7 protein-coding genes and 1 pseudogene are annotated in these 14,488 nt (G+C 31.2%); 2 read left to right on the top strand and 6 right to left on the bottom strand.

Translation table 11 applies throughout. The annotated features are described in order from the left end of the window. On the bottom strand, positions 1-1,626 hold a 1,626-nt coding region (locus tag VK071_02860), incomplete at its 3' end, for a methyl-accepting chemotaxis protein (GenBank protein ID HLR34251.1). Between the two features lie 340 nt (positions 1,627-1,966). Here VK071_02860 and nadE point away from each other — a divergent pair. Beyond that, positions 1,967-2,794, top strand: coding sequence for an NAD(+) synthase (nadE, locus tag VK071_02855; GenBank protein ID HLR34250.1), 828 nt, complete (start codon positions 1,967-1,969; stop codon positions 2,792-2,794). Positions 2,795-2,842: 48 nt separating this feature from the next. Here nadE and VK071_02850 read toward each other — a convergent pair whose 3' ends face one another. From VK071_02850 to VK071_02840, 3 genes and pseudogenes are all read right to left on the bottom strand, one after another. Further along, the gene (locus VK071_02850; protein HLR34249.1) at positions 2,843-3,817 is read right to left on the bottom strand and encodes a membrane dipeptidase; all 975 of its coding nucleotides are present in this window, start codon (positions 3,815-3,817) and stop codon (positions 2,843-2,845) included. A gap of 105 nt (positions 3,818-3,922) precedes the next feature. After that, a pseudogene (locus VK071_02845) lies at positions 3,923-4,330 on the bottom strand (6-phospho-beta-glucosidase). A gap of 50 nt (positions 4,331-4,380) precedes the next feature. Then, entirely contained in the window at positions 4,381-4,593 is a 213-nt protein-coding gene (locus tag VK071_02840; protein HLR34248.1) for a hypothetical protein, read from the bottom strand. A gap of 248 nt (positions 4,594-4,841) precedes the next feature. Here VK071_02840 and VK071_02835 point away from each other — a divergent pair, with 248 nt between their 5' ends. After that, a complete protein-coding gene (locus tag VK071_02835; protein ID HLR34247.1) occupies positions 4,842-5,951 on the top strand; it encodes a YibE/F family protein in 1,110 nt (369 codons plus the stop codon). 52 nt (positions 5,952-6,003) lie between these two features. On the opposite strand, the gene VK071_02830 is transcribed toward VK071_02835, so the two are convergent. Further along, positions 6,004-7,965, bottom strand: a complete 1,962-nt coding sequence (locus tag VK071_02830; protein HLR34246.1) for an SPOR domain-containing protein — start codon at positions 7,963-7,965, stop codon at positions 6,004-6,006. A gap of 314 nt (positions 7,966-8,279) precedes the next feature. Next, a complete protein-coding gene (locus VK071_02825) occupies positions 8,280-14,183 on the bottom strand; it encodes a CehA/McbA family metallohydrolase (protein HLR34245.1) in 5,904 nt (1,967 codons plus the stop codon). Between the last annotated feature and the right edge of the window lie 305 nt (positions 14,184-14,488).

Raw genomic sequence — 14,488 nt, 5'->3', positions numbered from 1 at the left:
TAATGCTTCTTTAGTTAAAGCCTCATCTTCCTCCCCAATTGCAAACAATGTTTTAACTATATCTAAAGTATGAGATTTTTCATTTTCTATAGCCTGTCCCGATTTACTTAAGGCATTAGTTGTTTCATGTGCTTTTTCCACGGCATCTGTAATATCATTAAACTTTTCCCTAGTCATCTTTATACTTTTATCTTGTCCTTTTGTTAATTGGGAAGCATTTTCCATGGATTTTATTAAGCCTTCAGTTTTATTTGTTAAATCCTTTACACCAATTTGTATTTCTTTAGTAAATTCATTAGTTTGTTCCGCTAACTTCTTTATTTCTTCTACTACCACGGTAAAACCTTGCCCATATTCTCCAGCCCTAGCGGATTCAATAGCAGCATTTAGAGCTAAAAGATTGGTTTGCTCAGTAACTTGTCCAATCATATCAACAGCATTTTTAATATCTCCAATACTTTTATTTACGTCAATTATTACGTTAAATGTTTTGTCCAAGGCTTCACTACTTTCATCGGTCCCCGTCAGTAATTCGTCCAACATGACAGAACTTTCCATTTTAAGATTCTCAATATCCTCAAGTGTTTCAACTAGAATTTTTAAATCTGAGGTACTACTTTCTATTAATTCCCCAAACTCTTTTACATTAACTGAATTCTTCTCTGTTTCCTCGACTTGTTCAGAAACTTCCTTTCCAATTTCTCCAATAGTATCTATAATTTCTTTTGTTACAATGTTTGTCTGTCGAATATTAGTAGTTAGATTCTTCGCGGAAGATATTGTTTGTTTAACTAAAAAATCTGTTTCTTCAGTGAAATCTCTAAATCTATCTATAATATTTTGGAAAGCCCTAGCAAGGTCACCAAGTTCATCTTTTTGATTCAATAAATGACTAGAAATATTATTAGTAATATCCAAACTAGCTATTCTTTCAGCCTCACTTATTATTTGAATAATAGGCTCTGTTATTTCCTTGCTAACTAAACGTATTAGAAAAGCTGCTATACAAATAGCTACAAGAAATACAACAATGAAAGTTATTTTTGCACTGTTTAAATACCCTTTAATAAAAACATTAGCTTCATCTAAAGGAATACCAATGAATAAAATACCTATAACATCTCCATTCTCGTCAATCAAAGGGTCATAAGCAGTTAAATGTGATTCTCCAAGTATATTAGCCTTGCAGATATATTGTTTTCCGTTTATTATAGCTTTGTAAGCTGAACTATCTTCCTCTAAAGCAGTTCCTACAGCATACGCATTGTCCATATTTGTAGAAATTCTTACAAAGTCATCGCCACTTTTTGAAAAAATTGTAGCAATATTTCCTAATTCTTCTTCAATTGCCTCCACCATATCTTCTTGACCCTCAATATCGTTGCCTTCTTCATCAACTAAAGTCTCATTTTTATTTTCAATTTTTCCATAGTACCTTTCCAAATATGTATTTGCAATATTAATATCACTTGCAAGTTTTTCTTTTATTAGTTTCTCCTCTAATGCTCTCATTCCTTTACTTGCTTCTCTATAACTAAAAAAAACTATAAGCAAACTTACAAATAGCATTAGAGAACAAAAATAAACTAATATTTTGTTTTTTATATTTTTCTTTGAACTTTTCATAAAATCCCCCTTTTTAAATCAAGTATTATTTTTTTATGCCTCTAATTAATTTTATATTATTTTAATGGATCATTTGCTATGTTCTAGGAAGCAGGAAGCCATCACTTCTATAAGTGGTGGTAGTTCACAAGGACATTATTCATCTTATCCTATTCTCTTTTCTGTCATTATAATACAATATATCATAAAAACACAGAAATATATACCTCATATAATAGAAGAAATGCGAAAAATCATAATTCTTTTTTCATTCATTGACAATGCCTATTTGATAAAATACAATCATATTAAGATAGAATAATTAAATGTATTAAGTCAATTCTAAATAAGAGGTGGTATTGTGGAAAAAATAAGAACCTTTATACAAAATAGTATAGAAAAATATAATTATAACGGTGTAGTCATAGGCATCAGTGGTGGAATTGACTCTGCAGTAGTAGGAAAACTTCTAGTAGATTCTCTAGGGAAGGATAGAGTCTTTGGTTTAATACTTCCAGAAAGAGATTCATCATCAGATACAGTTGATGACGCAAAACTTGTATGTGACTATTTAGAAATTGATTATAAAATAAAAAATATTACCAACATTTTAAGAAAAATAGGAGTATACTCCCTTAAGCCTCCTGCATTTCCATTCCCAAAATCCTTACAAACTAGATATTCCCAAAACATTTGGACTAATGAAGAAAATCCATTCATCCAAGATTTAGCCACTCAAGGTGACAAAATCTTTTCTGAAAGCCTTGCTTATTATAGAGCAAAACCTAGGGTCAGATCTATTGTATTATACTTCCACGCTGAGCAATTAGGCTATGCAGTAGCTGGATGTACTAATAAAACAGAGGCCTTTACAGGATTTTATACAAAATGGGGAGACGAAGTATGTGATATTGAACCTATATGTCACCTTTATAAAACAGAAGTTTTTGAACTTGCCAACAAACTAAATATCCCACAAAAAATAATTGATAAAAAGCCCAGTCCTGATATAGCTCCAGGAATTACTGATGAGTTTGCATTAGGTCTAAATCATAAGGAATTAGATAGGATATTAATTAAAATTGAAAAAAATGAGGATTTATCTAGAGAAAACGAAGAAAATGTTAAAAAAATAAAAAAGATTATGGCCTATAGAAAGTATAGAGAAGTGAAACATCTACGCCTTTAAAGTTAATGAGAAGAGGAAACCATTGTTTTTCCCCTTCTCTAATAATAATTATACTAATATTTCTTTTATGAATTTGTAAAAATTTTTATAAGATATTTTCTTGATATCTTCATTACTATATCCCCTCATAATCATCTCATTAATTAAATCCTGAGTCTTAGAAACATTTTCAAAGCCTAAAGTTGCAACAGTATCCTCTTCTACAAAATCATCAGTAGTATCATTTTTAAGAAAGTCAAAAAAATCAAATCCAAAGCATATATGATCGATCCCTATAATTTCTACCATATGATCTAAATGATCTACTAAATGCTTTAAATCCCGCTTATCCTTATCTGGATGGACGAATTCATTAAATGAATTTAACCCAACAAGACCACCCTTATGGCTAATAGCTTTAAGCTGTTCATCAGTAAGGTTTCTTTTTACATTGCAAAGTTTTCTACAATTTGAATGAGAAGCTATAAAAGGCTTAGTAGTCTTTTCATATATATCCCAAAAACTTTTATCATTAGCATGGGAAACATCAATTATTATTCCTCGTTCTTCTATTAAGCTAATTGCTTTCTCCCCTAATTTTGTTAGCCCTCTATTAGGATTCCCTCTAACTCCGGTAGCCAATGCATTTTCCTCATTCCAAGTAAGAGAAACATGCCTTACTCCAAACATATATAAGGCGTTTATTAAATCTATGTTCTTTCCAATCCCACTTAATCCCTCAACACCAATAACAACAGCTAATTTGTCTTCTTCTAATGCCTTGTTAAAATCTTCATTTTCTAAAACTATTTTTAAAATATCCTGATTTTCAATTATTTCCGTAGCAGTTGAACCTATCATCTCCATAAATCTTTTTTCTGGATTTTTGTTATAAGGTGGATCTATCCACAGAACGAATATTCCACCTATAATATTTCCTTTTCTTAATCTATTTAAATGTCTATTTTTTATAACATCTTTTTTTCCTTTACTCCTTTGTATAGTAACATCTGTCCAAATGTCACCATGACAATCAAAAATCATTTTCTATCCCCTCCTGAAGCGAAAAAAAGCGCATCTCTTTTTCTCAGTATATCATAAATAAAGTGAGAAGAAGGGATAGTCCCTTTTTCCTACTTTATTCGACTATTATAGATTTGTATTATCTGCCTTCTTTTTCATTTTTTCAATAGAATCTTTAAACTGTTGTAGACAATCTTTATAAGCTATTAATAATTCATTTAATAATTCTTTAGCTATTGTTCCAGCTGGTACTAATGGGTTAATAGTAAATGCCTGTAATGCTGCACCATAGTCACCTGTAACTGCTGCTTCTATTGTCAATTCTTCCATTGCTTTCATCAATTGAATATATCCCCTAGCTACAGTATTTAACTTTCCAAGAGCAATTGGTCTTGGCCCAGTAGCTGTCACCACACTGCTTATTTCTAATGCAACATCATATGGCAAATCTGATAATGCTCCATTATTCCTAGTGCTTACTATCATTATATCTTGCTTGTCATTATAAATAGAACCAATAGTTTCACAAGCTGCATCTGAATAATGCGCTCCACCCCGTTTTGATAATTGTTCTGGTTTTTCTTTTAAATTAGGATTGTATACAGCTCAAATAACTCCTTTTCCACCTTTTTAACAACTTTTGCCCTTGTCCCATGTTTTTTATAATCTTCTGTTGCACTTTTAAACATATCATCTTGCAGATAATAGTACTTATGATATCTACATGGTAGCATACCTAAGTGACGAATTTGTTCTTCTAAAACAAGTAATATTTTTAATTCATTATGCCAATGCATTTTAAATCCATCAATCCTATGAATTATTGCTTTTATAGGAACTCATCCTCTATCTTTGCTACTTCATAATTACACTCCATCAAATCCCTTCAAGTTTTTATTCATGTCAAAATACCCTTCCCCCGTATGTTTCTATCCTAATGGTATTATATCTAACTATCCATTTACGTTTACAATCCTATCCATAAAATGTACAATAGAAGTACAGCCCTATCATTAATCAGTTTAATTGAAGGAGTGATTTACCTATGAAGAAAAATTTTCAAAAAGTATTAATTGTTATAGTCATTATATTTTCAATTATAGTTATTTCTAAATCTAATATGCTAAACCAAGAAAAATCCCATTATAAATTTGAAAAAGCTATAGTGAAAAATATAAATGAAGAAAAGATGGAAGAAGATAATATTATTGAAGACTTATATCTTGGCTACCAACAAATAGAAATTGAAATAGTAACAGGCAAATATACAGGGGAAACTTTCAATATAAAAAATCCAATAAATAGATTATACAATATACATACAGAAATTGACGATAAAATAATAGTAAATATTGAAGAAGAAAACAATGACATTAAAAGTATATCTGTCTACAACCACCAAAAAGAACAAGTGGTATATATTCTTATAGGAGGATTTTTCATTTTATTAATACTTCTCTCTGGATGGAAAGGAGTAAAAGCAGTTCTTTCTTTAATATTTACTGGAATAATGATTATATTTTTTATGATTCCAATGTTATTTAAAGGCCACCAGCCTATACCTTTAACCATAATTACCGTAGCTATAACGACTATAGTTACATTATTATTAATAGACAAGCCTAGTAAAAAAACTTTATCGGCTATATTAGGTACAATAATAGGTGTAATAATAGCAGGTATAATTTCGTATGTTTCAAGTAATATAGCTAATATTTCTGGTCTTACATCTAATGAAGCTGAAGGATTAATATATATAGCTGAACATAGAAATGTACAAATAAGTGGATTAACATTCTCTGCCATATTGATTGCTTCCTTAGGAGCTATAATGGATGTTGCTATGTCCATTGCTTCCTCTGTTTTTGAAATAGACAAAAACAATCCTAAAATCATTTCAAAAGAATTATTTAAATCTGGTATGAATATAGGGAAGGATATTATGGGAACTATGTCTAACACATTAATCTTAGCTTTTGCAGGAAGTTCTTTAAATATAATATTATTTATGGCAGCATATGAAATGCCTTATAGACAGGTTGTAAATCTAGACTTTTTAGTTTCTGAGGTTATACAAGGGATATCAGGAAGTATTGGAATTATTTTGACTGTACCAATTACTGCATTTATATCTTCATACTTAGCAAAGAAATAATATTTATAATATAAGCTATAAAAAAAGGTGAGGATTTACCTCACCTTTTTTACTATGCTCTTTTTCTTAAAATTACTCCTGCTAATATTAATACTAAACTACCGAAATATATATTTGTCTTATTATTATGGCCTGTCTTTGGCAACTTACCTTTATCATTCTTTGGGGCTTTTGGTTTTTTAGGATCCTTTGGTTCCTTAGGTTTTTTAGGGTCTTCTGGATCTTCTGGATCTTTTGGTTCTTCTGGGTCTTCTGGGTCTTCTTTTTCTAGCTCAGCTATTTTTTCTTCTGCTACTTCTAATACTTCAATATTTGTTATTAAATCTTTTTGTTCATCTGTTAATGATTCATAAGCTATTCTTATTTTTTCTACATTATCTTTATCTTCTAATGTTAAATCTTCAAGTTCTGGCAATTTATTAATTGCATCTATTATAGTTTGTACAGCGTTTTCATTAAACCATTCTTTTATTTCATTAACTTTATCTTTTATATTATATGGTATTAAAGCTTTTTGTTCTTCTGTAAGAATTATATCATATTCATCTATGATATCCTTAGCTAATTTTATATCCTTTATTTCAAATTCATCTATATTTCCTAATTCTTCAACTCTATTACTAAATCCTAAAGATACATCTATATTCTCTTCTGTTGGCTCTGGTGTATTGTATAAGTCTACCATATAATCCCTAATTATTGATATGCCATAGTCTGGATTAGGAGCCCAAAGTCCACCTAAATCTTCAACAAAAAGTATTGTACCTGCCCATTCAGCTTCTTTAGTCTTATACCATCTTGGATGAGGTTCTCCAACTGGGTCTACTCCACAATATATACCTAAATGATTAAAATGTCCTCTTACGCCATCCTCTGGTGTAGCAAAAGTTTCATGGTCTTCTGGTCTATCTCCTATTGGATCAGCTATTTTAATTCCAGCCCAATTATTCATTTCTGGTCTAACTTGTCCAGTATATTTACCAAAATTAGTTTCTTTAGCAGATTGAGTATAGAGTATTTCTGGCCTCATACCCATTAACTCTCCATATTGCCAATATACAGGAGCAATATCTACAAATCGTTTATGGGCACCTCTTTTTACTGCCCAAGCCTGTGCTTGTCTTACACTTATTTGAGTTTCTGATATAATCGGAGTTTTCAAAGATTGAATTTTCTCTTCTACTGCTTCAAGTTTTTCTAAATATCCTTCTTCTATTTTTGCCCTTTCCTCTTCACTCATTTCATTATAAAGAGCTCTAGCTTTTTCAGCATTTACTTTATCAGTTACAACTATTGTAGTAATGTCCTCTGGATTAGGTAATATATCTACTAATTCCATAAATTCTTCATATCTTGACTTTATATCTCCTTCATCTCCAGGTCTAAACATGTCCGATTCTTTAAAAGATCTTTTAGTTACAAATGCTTGAAATCCTTTTCCTATAACTTCTTCTTTTAGACCTTCAGCATCTTCTTCTCTTTCAAATTTTCCTGCCATAGCCCAATGGTTATAAGTGTTTTTATCAAATAGCATAAAAGCATTTTCAAATCCTGCTTCTATTAAAGCAACTACTCGTTCCATAGCCTCTTCTTTAGTACTATAAACCCCTATTTGAACACAATACCATTCCTTTTCCACATGATCACTAGCCTTAGTTATATCTGAGTCATCTATTACTCTTTTTGTTATCCAAGATCCTTCATATTTTTTATGTTCTTTTACTTCATTTAATACGGGTTCTGCCTCTTCTCTAGTTTCAAATCGTCCAGCTATAGTGTAGAAAAAGTCACTATTAGGATCATCAAAAACGAAAGCATTTTCAAAACCTAAACCGTACAGTTCTATTGCTGAATTTAATGCGTTTTCCTTACTTGAAAAAGTCCCTGTTTGTACACAATGCCATTCCTTTCCTTCTACAGGTTCTTCCGAAGCTTTTTCAGCTATAGCAGGTAAACCTAGCGACAGAAACATGGTTAACGCTATAAGTAATGATACTACTCTTTTACTTTTCATTCTGTAAATCCCCCTTTTGAACTTTTGTTTTTTATTCCCTTATTATATAAGTATACCACTTCTGAAATGTTGTTTCAATTTATTTTAAGAAAATACGAAATGTTTTTTCATTCATATTATGACACTTTTCTACTATTATGTTCAAAGTACCTTTGTATAGATATTTATTTTATCATATATTATATTATTCTTATGAATTAAGTCGGCAAACAATTATATAGAGATAGGGGATAGAAAGTTTATTACCATCTATCCCCTATTAATCATATTATAATATTTTATAGATAATTATTCTTTTATTATTTCTTTCATTATTATGATTGTTTTCTCTTATTTATAACTATACCAGCCAATACTAGGGCTAAACCAATAACAATATATCCTATTTTTTTGCCTTCACCTGTTTTCGGTAATTCACCTTTATTTTCAGAACCCTTTCCTAAATCATCTTTTGGTTTTCCTGGCTTTTCTGGTTCTTTCGGATCTTTGGGATCTTTAGGGTCTTTTGGATCTTTTGGTTCTTCTGGCTCTGTTGATTTTAATTCTAAAGCCTCAATAGCATTTAATAAATCATTTTCTGCCTTATCTAATTCTTCTTGAGTTGCATTTTCATTTTCATATATAATCTTTCCCGATTTTAATGCTATTTCCAATGCCCTCCAGCTTCCTTTTGTATAGTCCTTTTTATTTAATTTTTTTGCTTTGGATATTGCTGCCGCCAACTTGGTCTTATCTATTTCTGGAACTGGTTTTTCCTTTTCTAACTCAGAAATTTTCTCTTCTGCTTCTGTTAATTTATTAATATTTCTTACTAAAGCTTTTTGTTCTTCTGTTAATTTTTCATAGGCTTCTCTTGCTACTTCTACTTTTTCTTTATCTTTTAATGTTAAATTATCAATAGAAGGTATTTTTTCTATCATCTCTTCTACTTTTTCAGCTGCCCTTTTATCTGGTTCTGTCGGATCAACTGGTTCTTCCATTTTTACAATTTCAGCTGTATTTCGTACTCTTAACCTCGGCCCTTCTGGATCCGTAGATGCTAAACCAATAGCGGTTATTGTATCTCCTATTTTAATGTCTGGATTCCATTTTCCTAGACTTTCTTCATTACCAGATCCATCACCTATATATCCATTTACATATACCCTGGCTACTCCTGAATCATCTTCAATATATAGGCTATTCCTCAATTCATCTATTTCTTTTACCTTTCCTTTTACTTTCACAAGTAATCCTTCATTTTCTTTTAACATACTATCCTTTGCGGTCATTTCTATTGGTTCTATTTCTTTAATTTCATCACCTATAACTATTAAATCCTCAGCTTCATTTCTTATTTGAAGTTGATAATCCCCTTCATATTCTCCTGCTGTACCTATGATTCTAACTTTAGTACCTAAAGGTAACTTAGTTTGGGATACACCAAATATAGTCATTCCACCAGTTTCATCTTGTACATAAATTACTTCAAAGAAGGCATTATTTAAATTATGTTCTTTTGAATAAGCCTCTGACATAGCAGTAACCCTACCTTCTATAGCAAAAGTTTCTCCAAAATTTTCTGGCATACCATCCCTTACTTCTTTTATAGTTTTAACTTCTACTTCTCTTTCAGGTTTTAACCAATCTAAGATATTACTGGTTATTTCAATATTTGAATACCTATTATCCCCTGCCATTTCAAAGTCTGAGAAAAATGTTGAACCTGAAACTATTACCTTACCTCCACTTGGTAGCTCCTCTGCAGAAAGAACATGGACATTTCCTTCATCTATAGGAATAAATCCTGCTGGAGTATTGCCTGCATTTTCATTTTTAGTCGTAGAATGGCCTTTTACTAGAAAATCTACATTTTCATCTTTTCCATTTTCCTTAAGCAATACTGAACATCCACTATAGAAACTATATTCATCACCTTCACCAAGATTAGGTGTTAAGTTATATTTATCTGAAGTATAGTTTTCAAAATATAGTCTATATTGTTGCCCACCATTCTTTTCATAATCTACTACTTGGTCAGAGTTAAATATTACATTTGAGCCTATAGCATTTAATACTTTATTACCTTGAATAGAGTTTTGATAATCTCCTGTTCCATCCCCATAATTGGCTCTTGAAGTAATTATTAAGGAACCACCTCTATCAGTAAACCTTTTAATTGCCTCTATTTCTTCATCACTAAGTTTAGACCTTTTAACCTCTCCTTTATCCCTTGGTTGAGGTGATGTTATTACTAATACATCCATATCTTCTAAAGATTCATCTTTTAATGGTTCATGATTTTCTACCATAACCATTTTCTTATCCTTAAGCATTTCCCTAAAGTTATTAATCATACCTTCATAGTCCCCACTTACGTATTGATTACTATGAGCATAATCTACCATAACTTTTACAGCTGAACCTTTAGGAACTACCTCCACTCTCTTACTAGTTGTAAAGGCTTTATCTATACCAGGTATTGTAGCAACTGCATACAAATTGTACTCTCCAGAATCTTCTGGTTTCCAATTCATTGTTGCCTTTGCCGTACTACCTTGGCCAATATTTTTAACTATGTCTTCACCAATTTTATTTTCATCAGAAATATTACCTACATAAAATTCTACTTTTGCTTCACTGAGAATAGATTCGTCATTATTATATACAACAGCATCTAAATCAATAGAATTTCCTAATTCAAAATAATCACTAGAAACATCTAGTCCAGATAAACCTACTGGCAATACTTCTCCAACCCATACTGGTGCTGTAACTGATATATCTTTATTAGCCTGAACAACTCTTACATAATAATAATCATATATTGGTTCTAATTCAAAATTCCAATCTACTTTATGTTCATCGAAATCTTTTGACGCAGATACTACCCCACCATTAGAAATAAGTTCTACTCTTTTAATTTTTTGCTCTTCATCATCCGTATCTGGCTCATTAATATTTATAGATATATCTAATTTCTCTGGACTATTAAGTATTGAACCCATTAATTGTCCATTTACTTTATACATTATTTCCAAATTTTTATTTTCTGTAGCATATACTCTCATATCTCTGATACCATCATAAATACTATCTCTATTTAATTCATCGGTAAGTATTACATCTCTTGCATCATTGGATGTTACCCAGTTGCCTTTATGGTTATCTTGGTTATTTGATGGAGCCAAATGCCATCCCTTATCTAAAGCTCTTGTATAATATTCATAACTTGGAAAATACCCACTACCTCTAATAGGGCCTTCTCCATTACCTACTTCTATTAATTGAACAACATCGTCTGCCCCTTCACTATAATAACCAAAGTCTGCAAAATCTCCAAAGGTTGTACCAGGATGATTTAATTGGTTGATAGATTCTGGGTGCTGGGCTATTTTATCATAATAAGCCTTCAGATCCATATCTCTATTAGTTCTAGATGCAAACCATGGTGTATTGAAAGTATTTATATGACCCCATCCACCAGTGGAACCACTCCAAGTCATTTCATAACCAGCTAAAGCTACATATTCCCCATCTTCATTATATGCATCAGCTTTTTCATGAAGTAACTTCCATTTTTCACTTGTAGATTCGGATATATCTGTAATATTTTCATTATCTAATTCATTATCGAACCAGTTTGAATGGTCTGTTACTGCAAAGAAATCAGCCTTTCCTTTATCTCTTGCATAAGTATAAGCATCATCTGGTGTACCCGTACCATCGGAAACATTTGTATGGGAATGTAACTGTCCAAAGTAATGATTGTACTCTGCTTCACCTATAGAAAAATTCCAGGCTTTAGTTTCTTCATTTCCTTTTGTATCACGTACAAGAACTGTAACACTATGGTTATATAGTTTTAAATCTTCTTCTGGAATATAAGTAACACTTTCTTCTGTAACAGTAGCCTTATCTGTTACATCTACTCCATCAACAAAAATTTGAACAGAATCAGTATCTATTCCTGATGGGTCTTCATATTCTGCTTTTATTACTGGTTTTGTATCAGATTCATCAAGGACTGCCCCTTCTTCTGGTTCTACTTTTGTTATAGTTGGTGGTAAAATATCTTCATCAGTTATTTCTACAAAATATGGGTTTTCCCTATTTTCTGGGGCTGTTGCTTCATTAGTTCCATCTGTAGCCCATATAAAGTATTCTAATCCAGCCATATTTAGTTCTGCCTTTTGTATAACCGTAACATACTCCTTATTAACTAAGGACATTTCTTTCTCTTTATACTCTGTTTCACCTTTAGTTCTATAAAATAACCTAACGTCCTTCACTTCTCTATCATCTGTAACTTTAGCTTTTATTTCTAAATCTTTATATATATTCGCATTACTTATTGGCTCATGCTCTATAACTGGTGCTTCTATATCTGGCCCTAATTCGGTTTTAGTTACATCTTCTGGGTTTTGTACACGTAATTGATAGTTTTCATTGTGTATTGAACCAAATCCTATGATATCTACTAAATCCCCTTCTCCTATACCTGTTAATTCTGGCATTCTAAATATAATTAAAGTATCTCCTGATAAATTCTCTATTATAGTATTAAATTCATAATTAATTTCTTTTAAATAAACTTTTTCAACTTTAACTCTTTGACATTCATAATTACCAGTTTTAATATCAGAGAAGGTAACTAACTTTGGTTCTGGCAATTCATTATCACTGCTTACAACCTCTACATCATTATGGTCTTGAGGGACTACTTCTAATAATCCAGCATATTCATCTATCTTCCCTGATACAATAACTTCATCCCCAATTTTTAACCCTAAGTCTTCTCCATTCTTATATATATCTATAGCAGCAGTTTCATCTTGTATGAAATAATTATTGTTAGAATCAATGAAGGTCACTATTCCTTTAACTTTTGCAAAGTCACCTTTGTTAAGTTTTCTTGCTTCCGCTATAGTCATAAGTTCAGCTATATTGTACACAAATATGCCTATATCACTATTTTCCATTCCCTCTTTTACTGCTATTGCCTTAATAGTTGTATTTTCGTTTATAATTATTGGTTCAACGTATTTACTGCTTTCTACAGTCGGCTCACTGCCGTCTATTGTATAATATATAGTTGCACCTTTAGTTTCCGTTTCTAATATAACTTCAGTTCCTTTATCTACTGTACCTTCCTTAGGTCGTGCTATTACATTGGATACTTTATTTATTGGCTCTTCAACTTCATCTTCATCAGATACTAACAGAGCATCGTCTACTTGTATGTAACCTTTTTCTTCATCTGCATTTCTTACGGAAAATATTACTTCTACATCATCTACATCTTTATCATAACTAAATGTATAAGTAATCTCCTGCCATTCATCAGTGTCTAGTATTGTATAATCTGTATACTGCGAATAGCCTCCGTCTCTAAAGAAAGCATTTCTTATTTCCCCTTTTCCTTTAACCCAATATGTCAATGTATATTCTACGTCTTTCTTAATAGATATAGGCTTAGAAGTAAACCTTTTGTGGCTAGAACCTGTTTCAGCTAATTGAACTGCATAATCTCCATCTTTAGCTCCAGTATTAGTTTTATTTACTTTTGATTTAGCAATATTTGATTTTGCCCCAAACCAACCTACTGGTAAACCATTTTCCCATTCTTCAAAGTCGCCATTTTCTAATAAGTTTTTCTTTTCCGTACTACCATCATAAGACGTCCATGTAATGTTATCTACTGTTATTTGAGCATTTCTACTTCCACCAGAAGCATGTCTAATTTCTAGCTTAAATTTCCCCTCTATATTTATATCTTTTACTTTAAAGTTTTGAACCCCATTGTTATTATTATCTAAAGTATATGTTCCCTTTGATTCATCGTTTATAAATAATTCTACGGTTCGTTCTTGATTGTTAGTGAAAGCCTTTTTAAGGTCTACAGAAAAATCTTTTATTCCATTTTCGATTTCTGCATATATAGTAGAGTTATTTCCTGATCTTCTTAACATTATCCCTTTACCATCTATTGAATAATCGTCGCTTTGATCAATTAAACCTTCCCTAGCATGTACGTAATGCCACTCAATATCATTATCACCTATGAAACTTCCATCTAGATATTGTCCAGCATTTTCTGAAGTGTAATTAGTAAAAGTTTCTACAAATGTTTCCTCTTCTGCCTTTGCTATACTCGGTAAACCTATTGTAAATACACTACTTAATGCTAAGACTAAAGCTAATAATCCACTTAACCTTTTAGTATACTCGTGTCTCAAAAAAATCCCCCCTTGTAAAATTTCTTTACTTTGAAACTCTGTGAATTTTCTGAATATTAAAGGCCTAATAACGATTTCCTACTTATTTCTACTATATAACAAAACCTCCTTTCACAATATTTCACCAACTGTATACGTATATCATACCATACTTATTAAATAGATTATAAATCTTAATTACTTTTTAAGACTTTTCATAATTTAAAGGACATTAAAACCTTATACATTTGTGGACTTCTTACAAAGTGACTTTCTAAATATATTTAAAGTATAACAAAGCAGAGAAATCTCTGCCCTGCTAATTA

It is taken from the genome of Tissierellales bacterium (assembly GCA_035301805.1).
Taxonomy (GTDB): domain Bacteria; phylum Bacillota; class Clostridia; order Tissierellales; family DATGTQ01; genus DATGTQ01.
Note: the sequence above shows the minus strand (reverse complement) of the source record. Positions and strands in the feature narration are given on the sequence as shown.